General features: G+C 37.9%; 22 protein-coding genes. 21 read left to right on the plus strand and 1 reads right to left on the minus strand.

All coding sequences use genetic code 11. The features are described 5' to 3' along the window. Window positions 1–3 precede the first annotated feature (3 nt). The 15 genes from EL241_RS00655 to EL241_RS00725 all read left to right on the plus strand — a co-directional run bounded on the left by EL241_RS00655 (window position 4) and on the right by EL241_RS00725 (window position 13,714). The gene (locus tag EL241_RS00655) at window positions 4–255 is read left to right on the plus strand and encodes an EsaB/YukD family protein (protein WP_003756488.1); all 252 of its coding nucleotides are present in this window, start codon (window positions 4–6) and stop codon (window positions 253–255) included. A gap of 16 nt (window positions 256–271) precedes the next feature. Further along, window positions 272–1,441, plus strand: coding sequence for a type VII secretion protein EssB (gene essB, locus EL241_RS00660; RefSeq protein ID WP_003756486.1), 1,170 nt, complete (start codon window positions 272–274; stop codon window positions 1,439–1,441). Between the two features lie 14 nt (window positions 1,442–1,455). Beyond that, window positions 1,456–5,949, plus strand: coding sequence for a type VII secretion protein EssC (gene essC / locus EL241_RS00665; RefSeq protein WP_126320258.1), 4,494 nt, complete (start codon window positions 1,456–1,458; stop codon window positions 5,947–5,949). Window positions 5,950–5,963: 14 nt separating this feature from the next. Further along, the gene (locus EL241_RS00670; RefSeq protein WP_115346099.1) at window positions 5,964–6,398 is read left to right on the plus strand and encodes a YwqH-like family protein; all 435 of its coding nucleotides are present in this window, start codon (window positions 5,964–5,966) and stop codon (window positions 6,396–6,398) included. After that, window positions 6,395–6,715: a TIGR04197 family type VII secretion effector gene (locus EL241_RS00675; protein WP_036106778.1), complete on the plus strand. Its 321-nt coding sequence runs from the start codon at window positions 6,395–6,397 to the stop codon at window positions 6,713–6,715. The genes EL241_RS00670 and EL241_RS00675 overlap by 4 nt, the downstream gene beginning before the upstream one ends. Window positions 6,716–6,719: 4 nt before the next feature. Then, entirely contained in the window at window positions 6,720–8,228 is a 1,509-nt protein-coding gene (locus EL241_RS00680) for a T7SS effector LXG polymorphic toxin (protein ID WP_115346101.1), read from the plus strand. A 10-nt stretch (window positions 8,229–8,238) separates the two neighbouring features. After that, window positions 8,239–9,000 carry a hypothetical protein gene (locus tag EL241_RS00685; RefSeq protein ID WP_126320259.1) on the plus strand — a complete coding sequence of 254 codons (762 nt, stop codon included), beginning with the start codon at window positions 8,239–8,241 and terminating at the stop codon, window positions 8,998–9,000. Continuing rightward, window positions 8,997–9,476 carry a DUF5085 family protein gene (locus EL241_RS00690; protein WP_036106769.1) on the plus strand — a complete coding sequence of 160 codons (480 nt, stop codon included), beginning with the start codon at window positions 8,997–8,999 and terminating at the stop codon, window positions 9,474–9,476. The genes EL241_RS00685 and EL241_RS00690 overlap by 4 nt, the downstream gene beginning before the upstream one ends. Beyond that, entirely contained in the window at window positions 9,460–9,918 is a 459-nt protein-coding gene (locus tag EL241_RS00695; protein ID WP_036106766.1) for a DUF5085 family protein, read from the plus strand. Before EL241_RS00690 ends, EL241_RS00695 begins: the two co-directional genes overlap by 17 nt. Beyond that, window positions 9,919–10,320, plus strand: coding sequence for a hypothetical protein (locus EL241_RS00700; protein ID WP_126320260.1), 402 nt, complete (start codon window positions 9,919–9,921; stop codon window positions 10,318–10,320). Between the two features lie 264 nt (window positions 10,321–10,584). Continuing rightward, complete coding sequence (locus tag EL241_RS00705) at window positions 10,585–11,247, plus strand: hypothetical protein (RefSeq protein WP_232020838.1); 663 nt, start codon at window positions 10,585–10,587, stop codon at window positions 11,245–11,247. Between the two features lie 74 nt (window positions 11,248–11,321). Continuing rightward, window positions 11,322–11,972: a hypothetical protein gene (locus EL241_RS00710; protein ID WP_232020839.1), complete on the plus strand. Its 651-nt coding sequence runs from the start codon at window positions 11,322–11,324 to the stop codon at window positions 11,970–11,972. A 15-nt stretch (window positions 11,973–11,987) separates the two neighbouring features. Further along, window positions 11,988–12,371: a hypothetical protein gene (locus tag EL241_RS00715; protein WP_126320261.1), complete on the plus strand. Its 384-nt coding sequence runs from the start codon at window positions 11,988–11,990 to the stop codon at window positions 12,369–12,371. Between the two features lie 18 nt (window positions 12,372–12,389). Further along, a complete protein-coding gene (locus EL241_RS00720) occupies window positions 12,390–12,803 on the plus strand; it encodes a hypothetical protein (protein WP_052009219.1) in 414 nt (137 codons plus the stop codon). 14 nt (window positions 12,804–12,817) lie between these two features. Beyond that, complete coding sequence (locus EL241_RS00725; RefSeq protein ID WP_036106758.1) at window positions 12,818–13,714, plus strand: STM3941 family protein; 897 nt, start codon at window positions 12,818–12,820, stop codon at window positions 13,712–13,714. Window positions 13,715–14,060: 346 nt separating this feature from the next. On the opposite strand, the gene EL241_RS00730 is transcribed toward EL241_RS00725, so the two are convergent. Then, window positions 14,061–14,759: an SDR family NAD(P)-dependent oxidoreductase gene (locus EL241_RS00730; protein WP_232020840.1), complete on the minus strand. Its 699-nt coding sequence runs from the start codon at window positions 14,757–14,759 to the stop codon at window positions 14,061–14,063. Between the two features lie 120 nt (window positions 14,760–14,879). On the opposite strand from EL241_RS00730, the gene EL241_RS00735 reads away from it, so the two are divergent. The 6 genes from EL241_RS00735 (at window position 14,880) to veg (ending at window position 19,639) form a co-directional block, all read left to right on the plus strand. Beyond that, the gene (locus EL241_RS00735) at window positions 14,880–15,326 is read left to right on the plus strand and encodes a MerR family transcriptional regulator (RefSeq protein ID WP_126320263.1); all 447 of its coding nucleotides are present in this window, start codon (window positions 14,880–14,882) and stop codon (window positions 15,324–15,326) included. Between the two features lie 122 nt (window positions 15,327–15,448). Continuing rightward, window positions 15,449–16,222, plus strand: coding sequence for a TatD family hydrolase (locus EL241_RS00740; RefSeq protein ID WP_036106751.1), 774 nt, complete (start codon window positions 15,449–15,451; stop codon window positions 16,220–16,222). A gap of 283 nt (window positions 16,223–16,505) precedes the next feature. Next, entirely contained in the window at window positions 16,506–17,723 is a 1,218-nt protein-coding gene (locus EL241_RS00745; RefSeq protein WP_036106748.1) for a G5 and 3D domain-containing protein, read from the plus strand. An 81-nt stretch (window positions 17,724–17,804) separates the two neighbouring features. Next, window positions 17,805–18,386: a ribonuclease M5 gene (gene rnmV / locus EL241_RS00750; protein ID WP_036106743.1), complete on the plus strand. Its 582-nt coding sequence runs from the start codon at window positions 17,805–17,807 to the stop codon at window positions 18,384–18,386. Beyond that, window positions 18,379–19,266 (plus strand): 16S rRNA (adenine(1518)-N(6)/adenine(1519)-N(6))-dimethyltransferase RsmA, encoded by an 888-nt coding sequence (gene rsmA / locus EL241_RS00755; protein WP_003756459.1) that lies wholly within the window; start codon window positions 18,379–18,381, stop codon window positions 19,264–19,266. Before rnmV ends, rsmA begins: the two co-directional genes overlap by 8 nt. Before the next feature lie 115 nt (window positions 19,267–19,381). Next, window positions 19,382–19,639, plus strand: coding sequence for a biofilm formation stimulator Veg (gene veg / locus EL241_RS00760; protein WP_003756458.1), 258 nt, complete (start codon window positions 19,382–19,384; stop codon window positions 19,637–19,639). Window positions 19,640–19,706: the final 67 nt, after the last annotated feature.

Below are 19,706 nucleotides of genomic sequence, written 5' to 3' on the forward strand. Positions count from 1 at the left end.
GACATGGCAGCCCAGACTCATATTAATGTAACGATCGATTTCAGCCGTTGGGGAGCCGGGAATCATGATCTGCGTATCCCGGTTCATCAACCTGTTAAAGCATTGATCGTTAATTTAGCAGACACGCTCAAACTAGACTATCAAGATATCTCCAAATGCAGTATCAAAGTAACAAATAAAGCCATTTTGTTAAGTGATAATGATAAATTAACGGATTATCCGATTGCGAATGGCGACATCTTAGAAATTTTATAAAAAGGGGTCTAACAAAATGACACGAACAATTGAGATGGATGGAACAGGTTATGAATTTACGTATGAAGACACGCAATGGTCTGTGACCTTTGCGGAGTCACGAACAAAGGTCAAAGCGATGGATGAACTGGAACTACTGAAACAACCAAACGAAAAGATGGCGCCAGTGGAAATCTTGCACGAGAACGACAGTTATATATTTCACTATGAAATCGACAAAAATACGTATTCATTCGCTGAAATCGAACGAATGGAACGAAAAGACAAATTACGGGCGCTACATAATGTAGGGAGTTTAGCCGCTTTTCTAAGCACACGTTACACTTTTTTCTTACATCCGGATAATATCGTTTTTGATTTGAATTTAAATCCACTGATCGTGCATCGTGGTATCAAGCGGATTCTACCACCTTATGAAATGAATGAAGAAACCTTATTTAAGCAATATCGTTGTTTGGTTATCGCGATGTTCTCGAAGAAATATAGTTTTGAAAACCTCTATTCCGGGTCGCTGCATAATGCCCGGGCAACAAGTTTTGAAAAAAAGGTCACTGAAACGAAGAGCATCCGAGAATTGATGACACTTTTGGAAGAACTTTACCAAGCTGAGTTGAAAACAGTGGCTAAAAATATGTTGCTTGTTCCCAAGAAGAATTTCAAAACCTTCAAGGGCTTGGCGATCGGTTTCATTATCGCAGCAGTCCTGCTTGCGGTGCCACTACTTTATTTTGCTTTTGTGAAGATCCCTTATCAAACAACGCTGCTTACTGCCAATGAAAATTTCTTAAAGACAGATTATGATAAAGTGATTTCCGACTTAGAAAAAGTAAATCCGGAAAAAATGCCGAAAACAACACAATATGAATTAGCTTATGCCTATCTACAAGGTGAAAAGTTGGATGATAAGCGAAAAGAAAATATCATGCGCAGCATCAGTCTGAAATCTGATCCACAAACGCTACTTTATTGGATCTATAATGGACGCGGTGATTTTGCTAAGTCCAATGATATTGCTAAATTACTGGATCAAAAAGACTTACGGATGTACAGCTTGATCAAACAACTCGAACAAGTGAAAAATAACAGTAAATTGAGCGGGAATGAAAAATTAAGTAAACAAAAAGCGATCGAAGAAGAATTAAAGACGTTGGACGAAGAAACAACAAAAAAAGATGAAAACAAATAAGGGAGACCAGAAAAATGACACAAACAGCCTTACTGCTTATCAGCAATGGAACGACTTGTCATAAACAGCAATTACATCAAGAAGATGTCATTACAATTGGAAGCAAACCTACGGACAGCATTACTTACCCAGAACTAACGGAAGTACTGGAAGTTAGTTGGAAAGAAAATCAATGGCAGGTAGGGCAGCAGCCGCTGCCAGTTGGGCGAGCTGTCAAGATAGCGCCCGGCCTAACTTTTCACCTATTGGAAGAATTAGAAACGAAACACTATGATATTTCGGCAGAGCTTGGCGTCACCATAGGCTCCGATAAAGCGAGTGATATCGTCTTATCAGATGTGGACGCTGATTTTGTCCTACTGCGCGATCAAAAAACGACTGATTTTACATTAACTTTATATGAAGGAGAAGTTTATCATAACTTTGAACGCGTCACGCAAAAAAAAGTTTTGCAAGCAGGCGATCAATTATATGTTGGTGGTATCCATTTTCAAATCGAAAAAGAGGCGATCACTATCATTGCTGCTAGCGGTCAAACGACAAGCAGGTTAGCTCCTTTATTTGCAGCAGACAATGCTTTGCCAGAGGATTACCCGGACTACCACCGCTCGCCGCGGATCATTTACCGCGCTCCAGAAAACAAATTGACGATTGCAAAACCTGCCAGCAAGCCGACCAAACCAACAGAGGGTCTGCTTAAAGTTATTTTGCCGCCGCTTGTGATGATCGCGATCACATTGTTAGTATCGATTTTCCAGCCGCGCGGCATCTATATTTTGATGACCTTAGGAATGACCGGCATGACCGTTATCATGTCACTCACCACATTTATTAAAAATAGCAAACAATATAAAGTCGATACAAAAGAACGAGAAGAAAAGTATCAAGCCTATCTCAAAACGAAGACAAAAGAACTGCATGAAATCAGCGAGAAACAAAGCTATGCGTTGAATTACCATTATCCGAGCATTGAAGAAATCCAAACAAAAGCTGTTCAGATCGATCCGCGCATTTATGAAAAAACAATGTTTCATCATGATTTCCTTACATTTCGCGTAGGACTAGGAACAGAAGACAGCAGTTTTAAAATCGATTTTAAAGAAGAAGAATTCTCGCAGGAAAAAGATGCTCTTATTGATGACGCGAGAAGATTGAAAGAACAATATCATTTTGTGCCAAATGTTCCCGTCGCAACAGACTTGATGAATGGACCAGTCGGCTATATCGGACCTAGACGCCTTGTGATCGAACAACTACAAATGCTCGTTATGCAGACAGCGTTTTTCCATAGCTATTATGACGTCCAGTTTATCACGATCTTTCCAGAAGAAGAAAAACAGGATTGGGAATGGATGCGCTGGCTTCCGCATGCGGATCTTAGAGATGTCAACGTACGCGGGTTTGTTTATCATGAGCGTTCCCGCGATCAAGTGCTGAATTCGCTATACCAGATTTTGAAAGAACGCAAGCAAGCACTTACAGAAAATCCAAATAAAAATGAAAAAATGTATTTCACACCGCATTTTGTTGTGTTGATCACCGATGAAAAAATGATTTTGGATCACACAGTCATGGAATTTTTCAACGAAGATCCTAGCGAACTAGGAGTCTCTTTGGTATTTGTACAGGATGTGATGCAAAGCCTTCCAGAGCACGTCAAAACAGTTGTGGACATCCGCGATTCTAAGAACGGGAATATTATTTTGGAGCAAGGCGAACTGGTAAACCGCGCCTTCCACCCCGATCATCTGCCGAAAGATTTCGATAAAGAAGTGTTGAGCCGAGCATTAGCGCCACTCAATCACCTTCAAAATCTCAAGAACTCGATACCCGAAACAGTTACATTTTTGGAAATGTATGGTGTCGATCACGTCGAAGATCTGAATATTGCGATGCGCTGGCAAACAAATGAAACCTACAAAAGCCTAGCAGTTCCACTTGGATTACGAGGAAAGGACGACCTTGTCCAGCTGAATCTGCATGAAAAAGCACATGGACCACACGGATTAGTAGCAGGAACGACTGGTTCAGGGAAATCAGAGATCATTCAATCCTACATCATTTCCCTAGGTGTAAATTTCCACCCATACGAAGTAGCCTTCCTGCTGATCGACTATAAAGGCGGTGGTATGGCTAATTTATTCCGCAATATGCCGCATTTGCTTGGTACGATCACAAACCTTGACGGCGCACAATCCATGCGGGCACTCGCTTCGATCAAAGCAGAACTGCAAAAACGCCAGCGCTTGTTCGGCGAGTATGATGTCAACCATATCAACCAATATCAAAAATTATATAAACAAGGAAAAGCAAAAGAAGCAATGCCGCATCTTTTCTTGATCTCCGATGAATTTGCCGAATTAAAATCCGAACAACCAGAATTTATGAAAGAACTCGTTTCTACCGCCCGAATCGGCAGGTCACTAGGCATCCACTTGATCCTAGCCACCCAAAAACCAAGCGGCGTTGTTGACGATCAAATCTGGTCCAACTCCAAATTCAAACTAGCACTAAAAGTCCAAAACGCCAGCGATTCCAGCGAGATCCTAAAAACACCAGATGCAGCAGACATCACCCTCCCAGGCCGTGCATACTTACAAGTCGGCAATAACGAGATCTACGAACTATTCCAAAGCGCTTGGAGCGGTGCAGATTATATTCCAGATAAAGAAGATGAAAGCTACATGGATACCACAGTGTACGCGATCAATGACCTGGGACAGTATGATATTTTAACAGAAGACTTAAGCGGGCTGGATAAGAAAGATGAATTGACTAAACTGCCGTCAGAACTGGATGCAGTGATTGATCATATTCACGCGTATACGGAAGCAGAGGGGATCGAGGCACTGGCGAGACCTTGGTTGCCACCGCTTGAGGAGCGGATTTATTTGCCAGAGCTTGAGCGGGTTGTGTATGAGGAGAGTTGGGGAAGAGAAAAAGCATCATTGAGAGCAGTCGTAGGAATAGTGGATCAACCAGAATTGCAATCTCAGTCACCGCTTGTATTGGACTTAAATAAAGATGGACATGTGGCCATATTTTCTAGCCCAGGATACGGAAAATCTACATTTTTACAAAGTTTAGTAATGGGACTGGTAAGAAAGCATAATCCAGAGCATTTACATGTATATTTACTAGATTTTGGTACAAATGGACTGCTTCCACTTAAAGATATTCCTCATGTTGCTGACACAATATTAATAGACGAAAAAGAAAAGTGTATGAAGTTTATTAGTCGAATAAGCGAAACTATAAAAGAACGCAAAAAATATTTAAGTAATTATGGTGTAGCAAACTTAGAAATGTTTGAAAAGGCTAGTGGTCAGATCTTACCCAATATATTAGTGACAATTGATAACTTTGACAGTGTTAAAGAATCTGGACTAGAAGAAACATTGTTACCGCTCATAACACAAATAGGACGTGAAGGAGCTTCAGTTGGTGTGTTTTTAGCTATTAGTGCTAATAGGCAAAATGCGTTAAATATGCAACTTGCAGCAAGCATCAAAACACAAATTGCTTTATATCTCATTGAGACAGGGGAAGTTTCAAGTATTGTGGGGAGAACGTCATTAAAAATTGAAGATTTACCGGGAAGGGGATTAATTAAACTAGAGGATCCGACGCTATTCCAGGTTGCACTGCCAAACAAAGCAGATGATGTATTAGCGATGATTGCTAGTATTCAAAAAGAGGGCAAAGAAATGATAGACAGATGGCAGGGGAGTACCCCTAAATCTATTCCAATGGTACCAGATGAACTGTCATATACTGATTTTGTTAAGTGGGATGGTTTCGATAAATTCGAAAAAGGAGTGCTACCAGTTGGAATTGAAATGGAACGAGTAGAATTAGTAGGTTTGGACTTCAGAGTATTGGAAAATTTGTTAATTGTTGCTACTAATCAAGAAGAAAATCAAAGTACGATCCATGTTTTAGCAAACGCAATGATTAGGTCTAAAGCATGGGATATAGGGGTTGTAGATACTAAAAAACGAGTGCTATCAAATCTTCGAAGCGAGTCGTCTTTATATGTCAATAATGCTGAAGGCACTGAAAGGGCAATAATGCAGTTTAAAGGGATTTATGATAAACGTGAATCTGCCTTTAAAGAGGAACAAAGAAAGAATCCAGAAGTGCTACCAGAAGAGTTTTCTAAACAATTTAAACCAATTATGATTGTTTTTGCAGATATTTATGAGGTGTTAGATCAATTAAGTGAAGAGGCTACTAATACACTTGTTGATATGGTAAACAATGCTGCATTTATGGGTATTCATTTTGTAATTGGATGTATATTCGAAACATTGGAGTATAACTATGATAAATTATCGAAAGCATTAAAATTACTCTCTACCATTTTATTATTTAGAAAGACTTATGGGCAATCATTGTTTGAGGTAAGTAATCCGGATACTTATCAATCAGTAATGAATGAACAAGAAGCGTATTTAATTTCAAACCGTGTAGCAACAAAAATCAAGGTTCCTAAAAATAACCCTTGAAAGGATGATTTAAAATGAGTAATGATATTGCGATTTTACAAAGCAAGCAAATTAGCCTCAATGCAGAGTTGTCCAATTTACAATCTGAAATTCAAATGTTAAATGAAAAAAAACAAAGACTCAACAAGGCTAAAATTAAACTTACCACTAAAATTCAAGAATTCCAAGGACATCAACGAGCTTTTAATAAACTCCATATTGAAAATAATAAATGGAGAGGACAATTAGAAAGGAAGTTCAATAATATATATTACGAACAAATGGTGCCAGAATTAAATAAGTATGTTCAGAAGATACATGTGACAAGAGATGAGTTAGAAAATAGTATAAGGGGTTTAAATAGTAGAATTAATGCGAAGCAAAGTGAAGTTTCCAGTACTAAAAGAGGAATTGCGAATTTGAAAAGCGAAATTACTATAAAGAAAAAGAAAGAGGCTGATGAGAAATGACAGAAATCAAGTTAAATAAATCAGCTTTTGATTCTAAGATTGGTGCTATTAAATCTGAATACAAAAGTCTTGCATCAGTTAAAATACGGCAATTAAAGTTAAATAAAACAAATTTGAGAAGATTTAAAGATTATTGTAGAGCATCAAAAAAACTAACAGAACAATTAAAGCGATACGAGGCATTATTGAGTAAAGATATTCATAAAATACAAGCTATCGGTATAGAAATAGAGAGAAAGGATAAAGAGTTGGGGGATCAGTTAGCTAGTAATAGTAATGGAGTGGAAAAGTCAAATGGACAACTAGAAATGAGGTGATGTAATGAGTAAACAAATGTATTTTCAAGAAGTACAAGCGCTGAAAAAGCAATTTATAGAAGATAGTAAGGTTTTAGAACAACGTCTAAACAGTTTGCAAAAAAAGTTCAATTCCTTTGCTACGCTAAATTCTTTTTCAGGTAAGGCAGCAACAAATACTAAAAATTATCTTGATGAGATCCATGGGAGCTTGATGGCTTCCTTTGCAGCATCTAGTACTAATCTTCGAGAAAGTTTTAAAAAAACAACAAGCGAATATAAAAGTAAAGTAGATAGTAGTGACAGTTCAATCATGGTAGAAGACTACTTACGAGATATTGTTAAAAAAATAGCCAATATAAAAAATGACTTTAATAATACGCATAGCGAGGGCAAAAAGATAATAGAGGAAGTGCAAGATATAACTAACGCTAGTTATCCTAGCGCTACTGAAATTACTCAAAGTATTAACAAGGCAAGAGAACAAATAGTAAAGTCATTAGAAAAATTAGCAGAGTTTGAAGGTGCTCCCGATACAGGTTTATTAGAAAGCCAAACAATGATTGAAGCCCTTGAAAAAGGGATACAAAGTGCTTCAAAATCAGATATGTCCTCCGCTTCAACAAGTCAGATGAAGACCAGTAGTTGGTTTGGAACTCTAATTGGCGGGATTGTTTCCATCAACAATGCGTATAAGTCTGTGGCTAGTAATAAGAAATATCTTGATTTTATAGCATCTGGTGCTGTGCGCGGATACATCAAATATGGTAGGAAATTAGGTGTAACTTTTGATGTAGCAAAAACTAGCAGCGGGAAACTTAAAGGCGTATATAAATTTGCGATTGACGATGCAGATGAATTGGCACAAGTAGCGGCAATGTTAAAATTATCAAAAGATAAAAAAATGATTGATAGGCTAGTTGATGGTGGATTTAAGTTTGATGTCAGTAAAAAAAGATTAAAATATTTAAAAAGAGAAATTTATAAGTTGCCTGATTTTAAGGCTTTCCAAGATTATAAGATATTGGAAAAAAATTTGGGTAGTGTGAAGGCGCTAGGGAAGACAGGATTAAATAACTTTAAATCTGAGCTAGTGAAAAGTACTAGTAAACTAAAGGCTTGGGATTGGAAAAATCAACTCAAAGATTTTAAAGGAGAGTTTTCTAAGGCTGGTAAATTAGGTAAGACGATGAAAGGTCTTGGGATGGTGAGTTCGGTTATATCTATTGGAGATAATATAGCTGAATCACAAAAAGATGGATTTCAGTTACATGATATTGCTGATGTAGCAACGGATTCTGCTGTTGATGTTGGATTTAATGCTGGAGCAGCGGCAGCTGGAGCTACTGTTGGATCGGCATTTCTTCCGCCACTTGGAACTGTTATAGGAATGGGGGTAGGAATTGGAATCAGCGCAGCGGCAGATAATATCAAATGGGGACAACCTCCAAAGAGTGTTATTGAACATACCAAGAGTGCTGTGAAAAAAGGAACGAAATGGGTTGGAAATAAATTGAAGAAAATATTTTGGTAGGTGATAAAATATGGATGAATCGTATTTCTTTAAGCTGAAGTCAGTAGCAAAAGATAGACTTAGCCCAAATGGAGAAGTAGCTTTTTTTCTAGGAATACTACTATATAGTGGAGCATTGCTAGGAATTTGCTTTTTTGCTATATATTATGCAGTAGATTTTAAAAAAACCTCAGAGTTATTTAAAGGTCTTTTCATAGGTAGTGGGGTTATGATTATCTTACTGATTATCTTATTCTGTTTATGTGTATTGTTTGAAAAAATGGTATTTAAAATCCAAAAAATTATAGGAGTAGTGACAGTCCTCTATACTATATTTATAGCATATTTTCCTTTTTTTATTTTTTATTTATCTAGCATAGATAGAAAATGGGTACATCAATTCGTGGAGTGGCTAATAATTTTCCTTATAGGAAGTTTTCTGTTTTTTATTTTTATAACCATTAATACGCTAAACAATGTTCGTAATAAAGAACTATCAAAAAAAGGACGGGGATTATTTGTATGGAATCTTATGCTGAAGCTTATTTTAGTCTATACGTTGGTTTTTTTAGCTAGCGTAATTTTATTGTATATTTATTTTAATGATGGCATTGTAAATTTGGGAACTATTACGATATTTTGCTTCTTAAATTTATGTTTTTTAACAGGTGTCCAAGAATTCATTCTCATCGCTTACTGTAGAATCAAATTCCCAAGCTTTACCGTTACCTACGAAGAAGCAACTAAATACCGAATCAACAAGAAAAAACAAAAACGGAGGAAGAAAAAATGAAGATACATGAGGGTTCATTTGTTTTAACAAACGTCTTGAGTCTGAAACAAACCGTTGATAATGAGGAATGGTCGGATATAGCTATTCTCCTAAGAAACCATGTTGTAACAGAAGGGATATATCCTGTTGGGCCAGTGGTTTTTGAAAGAGAACAGGTAGAAGGTGAACCGAATATGGGAACATACACGTTTTATGTGGCACTTAATGAAAAAGTTGAACTGACAGAAGAAAGCGAATATGAGTTTGATGACATCATTGCTATTCCGAACGCCATTTATATAAGATATTCAGATCTCGATGGTGAGATAACGGAAGCTTATAACCTTTTAGAACAGTATGCACTTGAAAATCAATTGCAGTTAGCGCAAAATTTTTTCCACGTAGGTTTAGATGTTTTTGGGGAAATGTGGTTCGATATTTATGCACCAATTATCGGAAATGATAAGGATGTTGATACCTATGATCAGTACGAGTGAATCAATTGCTTGTAAAAACGTTGTAGCCAAAGAGTATTACTGCCATTACAAAGATTTCGGTGAAGCTATCGAGGACTTTATAAGAATAGTGGTAGAAGATCATAAACTAACTCTCAAAGGGAACCTGTTCTATAGTCTAAATAACATGCCCATGGACGAAATGATGTATATAACTATGTTTGCTGCTGTAGAAGAGGCATATTGTATCTCATTAAAAGATTTAGAGTTTAGAAGCTACTTTTATATAGATAATATGCTAATGTTGAGGTTTTCTGGCGAATACGAGGCTTTAACTGAGTATGCGTATGCTGAACTATTAAATTTCATGTACGAAAATAACCTAGAACAAGTAACCCCATTTTTTCATGAGTTAGCTGGGGACATCTCTAAGCAATACGTTCAAATTAAAGTAGGTATTATGCCTAACGAGGAGGAAGTATGAATGTTTTTAAAAGAGACAACTATCAATGAGTATATAAAAAAATTGGATTTAAAACCACAGACTTGTTCTGCTATTTGGGGAACAATGATGCCATCGAAAATAAGTAGTGCATTACTAGGAAGTGCAGCTGTATTGAATTTAAAATATAACGTTATTTATTTTACAAAAAAAGAGATCATCATTATTCCAATTGATAATCTAACAGGGGAAATCATAGAAGAACCGCCTGCCATTATTGATAAAGTTAAGGTTCAATCGGTGATTTTTAAGAAGAAACTCCTTGGCTATGTTTTAAGAATTCTTACAGAAGAAGATGAAATTCGCTTTAAAGTCAATTCAAAAATGATTGGGGCAAAGTGGCATAGCTTAAATATGGAGCGAATATTAAAAGAGGAAACTTGAAATAATAACTGGAGTAGGAAGAGAAAGTTTTTTGCTTTCTCTTTTTGCTTATTTAAACAGATAAAAGAGTCATACTAACTATAATCAAAGTCAAAGTCCAAAACGCTAGCGATTCCAGCGAGATCCTAAAAACATCAGATGCAACAGACTACAAACATGGGAAAAAGAGGGTCAAGAAGCGGCGATGAAAAAGTTGAGATGTATGGGAATTAAAGACATTGATTTAAGTCAATTTAAAGAACCGGAAAAAGGAGGCTAACTAAATTGGAAAAGCGCATATGGTGGGGAGTAAGCATATTGATCATCGCTACTATGTTAACGGCATGTGGATCAAACGTAGATACTTCTTCTGAAATAAAGGAAAAACAAAAAAACAAAACTAGCCAATCAAAAGGAACACCAAAAAAGAAAGAAGCTAAAGACAATTACGTAGAAATCGCAAGTAATGAACACGTAGCGTTGGAAAAAAAACGAGTTAAGATAACTTTGCCGAAAATATTAAATGATCCTAGGACAAGCGAAGAAGATCGCAAACTATCGCAAGAAGGTGTGGATGAATATAATAACACAGTGCAAGAAATCTATAAAAATTCCATCACTATATTAAGCTATGATAGCTATTACGATGAAGAAAGCAGAGAGCTTATCATAGCAGCAATACTCATAAATAATCGTAGAAAACCAATTACTAATATCGAGTTCGAGGCAGATATGCAAATTGTAATAGATCCAAAAGCAAAAGTTATACCAAATACCTTTGCAATAACTCCTGATTTAGCAAAGCCAATATATCCAGGGGAAGGAACGGTAGTCCCTCTCTCCTTCCGAGTATTAAACTACACCAAAGACGTTATCACTTTCGATAAAAAAGAAATTACGGGTTCTATGTATAACTTTAAATTTAAAGAGCTAGACAGTAAAAAATAGCAATCGAACGGGTCAGGGGATGTTAAAGTTGATTTAAGTCAATTTAAAGAACCTGAAAAAGGGGACTATCTAAATTGGAAAAGCGCATATGGAGTGGAGTAATTTTACTAGTTATCGTGGCAATGTTAACAGCTTGTGGAGCAAAAGAAGCTACTTCGCCTCAAAAGAAGGAAAATAAAGAAAAGACAGAACAACAAGAAAAAAAGAAGAAAGTTAAGAAAGATTACGTAGAAATAGCGAGTAATGAAAATATACCCTTAGAAAAAAAACGAATTAAAGTTAACCTGCCAAAAGCAATAAAGGATCCAAGAGCAGGTAAAGAAGAATATAAGTTGTTTCAAAATGGTGTCAATGAATACAATGATACAACACAAAACGTATATAAGAATTCAATCACAATTTTGAGTTATGACAGTTACTATGATGTAGACAATCGTGAGTTAGTAATTTTAGCAGTCATTATCAATAATCGTTCTAAGCCAATTTCCAATATAGAGTTTGATGGAGATATGCAAATTACAATAGATCCAAAAGCAAAAGTAGTGCCAAATGGATTTGAACTTTCGTCCGAAAATTATGATCCAATAAAGCCAAGAGAAGGGACGATTATTCCGATGACATTTAGAGTATTAAATTACACCAAAGACGTTATCACTTTCAATAAAAAAGAAATCACAGGTTCGCTCTACAATTTCAAATTCAAAGAACTAGACAACAAAAAATAAAAAGGAGTTAAAAAAATGGCACAAGCATATATGGACGGGAACACCGGGAAAAACAAAAGAACCAACAGAAAAGGAAAAAACAAAACCAAAAGTAGCGTTAGTGTCGATGTTACAAAAACGGTCAAAATTGACAAAGCAAAAATGGAATCCGCCCTCACTAAACTTATGGCGAAATTGGAAGCCTTTGATAACCAAACTGTAGTAATAACATCGGTTGTAGGAGATAGCGCAGTGTCTGGGCAAGCGGTCGATGTACTTGGTGAGAGCCTTTTAAAACTTGCAAGTGTAGCACAAGAATATTCGGTATTGATTAGAGGATTTAAAAGTGATATTCTGCATTATTGTGAAAACGTAAGTGACATGGATAAAACGGTTGCTAATCAAATCAAAAACATCTAGATAGAAAGGATGGTCTTTATGGGGAAAGAAGTTAAAATAAATCCAGCATTCCTTAAAGAAGTTGACAGTAAGATTATGAAATATATTGACGCCTCAGAAGAAGTCACTTCGCAATTGCTTCTTATTGAAGGGGTAATTAATGAGTCTTTCAGTGGCCCGGCTGCTGATGCTATGAAAGCCTATCTGACAAATCTTCGGACTAAAATGACACATGAATTCGGTGACTTTATCCAGAAAAATTATGATAAAGTTTCGATTCTTCGCAAAAGTTTCAAGGAAGTGGACAGTAATTTATCTGGTCAATTTGCTTTTGGAACTTCGAAAACACAAGTAGTTACAGGAGAAACGAAATATAGTGAAGTCGGCGTACCAGAGAGAAACCATTCTGGTCAGCCATCAACTAAGTCTGAGAAATACTATACTAGAAAATAGAAAGGGCATTTTTTATGAATGAAAATACATATTCAAAGGAAGAGGTAGTGAAACTAAAGGCGCCGAGCGGTAAGCAAACAACGACAATAAATTTTGGCTTTAGCTTTGCTTGCCTGATATTTTGTTTTTTAGTACCAGTATTCAAAAAAGATTTCAAACAAGCCATTCTATATTTCCTGCTATTTCTCACGTGCTTGCTGATTGGAATACTGACGGGCTTTTACGTGTTGCTGCTTATGTTAGTTGTTTTCTACGCAATGAAGTACAATGAATGGTACTTGAAAAAAAGATTAAGTCAAGGTTGGAAGCCTGTAAAAGATTCGGATTTTTCAGCCTTAGAAGAAAAAGGGTATATCACAAAAGATATATTCGGAGAGAAGTTTTTTGCCTCTATCATTCATGGTGAAAATGAGAGAAGGGTGTATTTTCGTTATGGGCTAGGATTTTCCTACTTTGTTTTCTGCACGGCTATGGGTGCTTTTCTTATTTGGGCTTATAAGCAGCCACGACCGCAAGATTCTACAATGTTTGACGAAATAATGATGCGCTTGATGCTGCCAGTGGGAGTTTTGATTTTTAGTGTGGGGGCTGTGCTCATGTTACTTCGCTTGCTTCGTTTCAAGCCACTGCTTGTGCTCAGCTCAAAAGGGGTCTCTACATACATTACCCCTGTCAACTATGCCACCATTGCATGGAAAGATATTCAACACATATCCGTTTTTTCGGAAGGCCGATATAGAATAATCGGAATAAGCTTATATTCATTTGAAGATTTCAAAGTTAAACAATCTTTTTGGGCAAGGGTGTTTTTGCGTTTGAAAAGTGGATATCCACCACAAGTGAGAATAGCGGAACATGGACTGAATGGATCAATTGAAGAAATATTTTCTTTGGAAGATGAAGCGAAATAATTAAGGTGAAAAAGAGAGAAATCATGCTCTCTTTTTTATATACATCAAAATATTTGAAAAAAAGTCACTAGAAAAGTTAACAGATCCTGAAACTCTTGAGATAAGAATTTATACAGCATTCACCTAAAAAAACATATTGTAATAGAAGGAGAAAAGGCGAGGCAAGTATGGGAACATACAGGTTTTATGTGGCGCTTAATGAAAATGTTGAGCCGACAGAAACAAGTAACGAGGAGTTTAATAACATCATTGCTATCCCAACATCAATATTAAAACAGCGAAACGGTAAGAACCTTAACAATCCCCGCTAACGATCCAATCATTAGCGAGGGCAAAGATAGAGCTATTAACGCAGCTCCGTAAACAGTTCAATAAACTCCCCTTGATGGGTTTTTTCATCTAAAAGCAGTTCCGCAGTAAGCGAACCAATCTCTGCGGCTGTATGGAATCCCGGTGCGGTCATATTTCCATTTAGATCTGTAGTTGTGGGGCCTGGGTGGATACTGAAGATTTCAATATTTTTATCCTCTTTAGCAAAATCAAGTGCTAAGGCGTGCATCATCACATTTTGTGCAGCCTTGGAAGCTTTATAAGCCAAGGGGTTCCATAACGGATTTGGGCCAGTCGTAATGGTGATATTCCCGATTCGCCCTTTATTTTTTTCTAAAATAGGCAGTAATCCTTGTGTGAGCTGGAAAGTCCCGAAGAAGTTGATTTGCATCGTGCTGTGCAGCTCATCAAGTGCAACGGAAGTACTTGGTCCGTGGCTTCCTGCAACGCCAGCGTTATTGATCAACAAGTCCAAATCAGTAAAGTCTGCTTCAATCGTTTGGATAGCAGCAGCAATCGAATCCGAGTCGCTAAGATCTATCAATACGAAATCCACATGTTCGATTCCAGCGCTTTTAAGTGTACCGAGAGCAGTTTGTGCACGTTCCTTGTTTCTAGCCCCGATAATGACATGCCAACCTGCTTTTCCTAATTCCTTGCCAAGTGCTAGACCAATTCCTTTGTTTCCGCCGGTTATAAATACAGTTTTCATCATATCGACCTCCATATATTATTGATGATTCAAATATTGACTACTGTCATTCTTTGAACTATGATAAGCGTAAATCCTAGACCATGGTTTAGGTCAAGGAGTTTCATTTTAGGAGGAAGCGCGATGCCGAGAACTTTTTCGATCAAAGAAGTAGCAGAAAAATTTGCATTACCTATTTCTACCATTCATTTTTATGATAAAAAGGGATTATTGCCCTTTGTTTCCAAAAATAAGTCTGGGCACAGGGCGTTTACGCCATCTGATCTCTCATTGATTCATACGATCTGCTGTTTGAAAAATACCGGGATGCCGATCGGTGATATAAGAAAATATATCGAACTATGTTTGTTAGGTCCAGATACGATTGAGCAGCGCAAAACACTGATGAAAGCACACAAATGTAAAATCATGGCGCAGCAAGAAGAATTATTAAAAGATCTCCAAGAAATCGATAAAAAAATCGAGCGATATGATGATCCGAATGCTAGGAAGATTATTACAGCAGAAATCAATCACATAATAGAAGAAAAGAAACGTGAAAATTTGGAAAGTGCGTTTAAAAAATGGTGATTTAAGCAGTAATAATTATCCCAAAGCATAATCCACATTAAAACACGCTTCACAGGAACTACTGTTTTACTTCCTCCCATACGCAATAGTATAATAACACCATAATCAAAGGAGGAATTCCTATGCTTTTTGACACACATGTCCACTTAAATGATGAAGCATTCAACGAGGACTTAGAAGAAACGATCGCCCGCGCACGTGAAAACGATGTGACAAAAATGGCGGTTGTTGGTTTTAATAAAGAAACGATCACGCGAGCTTTGGAACTGGCAGAGCAGTATGACTTCATTTCGCTGATCATTGGTTGGCATCCAGTTGATGCGATCGATTTTACAGACGCGGATCTGGAATGGATCAAGGAACTGGCGCAAACAAATCCGAAAGTAGTTGCGCTTGGCGAAATGGGGCTGGATTATCACTGGGATACTTCCCCAAAAGAGGTTCAGTTCGAGGTGTTTCGTAAGCAGATTGGACTAGCTAAGGAATTAAAGCTGCCGATCGTTATCCATAATCGGGAAGCGACCGAGGATGTGCTCCAGATCTTGGAGGAGGAGCATGCTGAGGAAGTTGGCGGGATCATGCATTGCTTTGGAGAAACGGTAGAAGTAATGGAACGGGCGTTAGCGCTTGGCTTTTATATCTCTTTTGGCGGAACAGTAACTTTTAAAAACGCGAAATTACCAAAACTAGCTGCAGAAGCTGTCCCGATTGAGAAGCTACTTATTGAGACCGATGCGCCATACTTGGCGCCACACCCAAATCGCGGGAAGAGAAATGAGCCTGGATACGTCAAGCTAGTTGCCGAAAAAATCGCAGAATTGAAAGAAATGAAATATGAGGAAATCGCTTCCATTACAACGAGAAATGCAGAAAAACTATTTCGATTAAAGGAGTAATGTAATCTTTATGTAACATAAAGCACCCTCTGTAATCGAATATTAAGGTTTGAGCAATTTGGCGGAGCAGCAATTTTTCTTAACGTTGCCGCTCACTTGAACTACGTCCTTTTTTATCTCTGTAACCTTTTTGATATAAAAGTGGGGAAAATAGCCTAAAAAAACGAAGAAACCCTTGTCTAGCAATCGCTTAGACAGGCGGTTTCTTTTTTTGAAGGTAAAATTGACAGTCCTTTAGTCCCTTGTATATAATCACTAGCGAAGCAAGAAAGGGGAGAAATACATGACCAAGGAAAGCAGCAATAGCATAGCCCAGTTATCAAAATGGAAATTACCTGTATTGATTGTAGGATTTGTTATTGTAATCGCATTGGTTTTTTATTTCATTTACGAGGGAACAAAAAAGGATGTAATTATTTTTAATGCTGGTGACAAAATGGAAACGAGCACACATGCAGCTACCGTTCAAGAAGTGTTAGCGGAAAAAGGAATCCACGTAGGAGCGCACGATGCCGTTTCACCAGTGAAAAATGCCGCGCTCAAAGATGGTATGGAGATCGACTATAAAGAAGCTAAAAAACTCACCATTGATGATAATGATAAGAAACGCACTGTTTGGACGACAAAAGATAACGTTGGCGAAGTTTTGAAAGAAGAGAATATTACTACTTCCAATCATGATGCCGTTAGCGCTGATGCTGGGACGACTGTTAAAAATGGTATGCTGATCAAAATAGACCGAGCTGTTGCTTTGACATTAGTACTCGGCACAAAGAAACAAAAGACATGGACGACTGCTGACAATGTGGCTGATTTTATGCAAGAAAAGTCGATCCGTTTAGCAAATGCGGATACAGTATCGCCTGCAAAAACAGCTGATATCAAAGCGAATATGAAAATCAAAGTCACCCATTTTTCAAATAAGGTTAGAGAAAAATTAGTGACCGTTGGCTATAAAACAATTTACAAAAACGATGATTCCCTTCTAAAAGGCGAGGAAAAAGTCAAAATTGCTGGAAAAGAAGGTAAGAAGCGTATCAGATATCGTTTAACGCTTAAAAATGGCAAGCTACATAAAAAAGCTATTTTGACCGAAAAAATGGAATCAGATAAACGTGATAAAATCGTGCTTCGTGGTACGAAAGTGAAGCCTAAGCTAGCAAATAAACCAATCAAATCAAAAAATGTTCCAGTCACGAATCTTAATGCGAAGCCGGAGCAAGCTAGTTCCGGGAAAACGATCCGTGTAAGCTCTACCGCATATACAGGCGGTGGTGTTACGGCAACGGGGATCCACCTTCAAGGCGGTAGTAAAGTGATCGCTGTAGATCCAAGCGTCATTCCATTAGGAAGCCGTGTTTGGGTGGAAGGATATGGCGAAGCGATCGCAGGAGACACAGGCGGCGCTATCAAAGGGAACAAGATCGATGTTTATTTCTCTTCTTCGGCAGCTTGCTACTCATGGGGCAACCGTACGGTAACGATTAAAATCTTAAATTAAACAGCGCAGATCTGCGCTGTTTTTCTTATGCCCAAATTATGGTATGATAAAAGTCAAATGCGAAGTAGAGAAGGAACGGATATGGACCAGAAACCAATGATTCAAGAATTTATAGTAGTAGAAGGTAGAGACGATACTACGGCGATCCATCGTGCTGTACTGGCAGATACGATCGAAACAAACGGTTCGGCACTGAACGAAAAAACCATCGAACGAATTCGTCTGGCAGCTGAAACCCGTGGTGTTATCGTATTTACCGATCCTGATTTCCCAGGAGAAAAGATCCGCAAGCAAATCGATGCGGAAGTGCCAGGCTGCAAACATGCTTTTCTTTCAAAAGTAGAGGCACGTCCTAAAAACGGCCGGGGCATCGGTGTCGAGCATGCAACACCAGAATCGATCCGCAAAGCACTAGCGCATTTTCATCAAACGGCTGAATCACAGACAGCGCATACTACGCTTATTTCCAAAGAATTACTGATCAAGATGCACTTGTTAGGTGGAACAGGCTCAAAAGCGCGGAGAGCGCGTCTGGGGGACATCTTACGCATCGGTTATACGAACGGTAAGCAGCTACAAGCGCGGTTGAATATGTTCGGAATCGATGAAAGTAAGCTACAAGAAGCTTATGAACAAATGAAACAGGAGGCAGGAAATGAATAAAGACATCGCCACACCAGGACGGACAGCCGAGATTTTGAAAAAGTATCATTTTTTATTCAAAAAAAGTCTGGGACAGAACTTTTTGATCGATAGTAATATTTTAAAAAGAATCGCGGAAACGGCAGGATTGAATGCTGAAAGTAATGCGATGGAGATCGGACCCGGTATCGGAGCACTGACAGAGCACTTGGCTAGAAATGCCAAAGAAGTAGTGGCTTTTGAGATCGATCAGCGCCTGATCCCGATTTTGGATGATACGCTTTCTCCCTATCCCAATGTAAAAATTATCCACCAAGATGTGTTGAAAGCAGATGTACGCGCAGCGCTGACCGAAAATTTCAGCGATCCGGAAGCACCACTCAAAGTGGTTGCCAATCTTCCTTACTATGTGACGACGCCAATTATTTTAAAATTACTTCATGAGGGGATCCCCGTAGATTCCATGACATTCATGCTTCAAAAAGAAGTAGCTGACCGAATCAGTGCCGTACCGGGAACAAAAAGTTATGGTAGCTTGTCGATTGCGATCCAATATTATATGGAAGCAGAACTTGCTTTTATCGTGCCGAAAACAGTTTTTATGCCACAACCAAATGTAGACTCGGCGATCATCCACCTAAAACGCCGCGAAAAACCGCTTGCCCATGTAGAAAATGAAACCTTTTTCTTTGAAGTAACGCGAGCAGCTTTTGCACAGCGCCGCAAAACATTGTGGAACAATCTCGTTTCTAAATTTCCAGAGCTGAAAGAGAATAAAGAAGAATTGGAAACCGAACTTACCGCTCGAGGCCTTGATCTGAAACGCCGCGGGGAAACAATGAGCATACCGGAGTTTGCTGTGTTGAGCGATTTCTTAGATACTTATTTACAGAAAAAATAATTTTTTCAAAAAAGCCATTTTGTTGTTGACAGTACCTAGTAATTACTGTTAAAATATTTGTTTATTTGATTTATTCCAGCTGTTATGTTACAATGGAAATAGTGAGGTGGAATAAATGCCAAAGACCATAGCAAGTATTAAGTCCAGTTTAGATTCTAAATTAGGAGAAGCATTGACACTGAAAGCGAACGGTGGTCGTAAAAAAACTATCGAACGTTGTGGCATCTTAGCTGAAACCTACCCATCTGTTTTCATTGTTGAATTGAATCAAGATGAGAACAACTTTGAACGAGTATCCTATAGTTATACGGATATTCTAACAGATACAGTAGAGTTAGTTTTTACAGAAGATAATAAAGAAATTGCATATTAATGAGGAAACCGAGCGTGATCTATTGCGTTCGGTTTTTATCTGTCTTTTAATAGAAAAAGTAGTTACA

Origin of the sequence: Listeria grayi, assembly GCF_900638015.1 — a bacterium.
Classification (GTDB): Bacteria; Bacillota; Bacilli; order Lactobacillales; family Listeriaceae; genus Listeria; species Listeria grayi.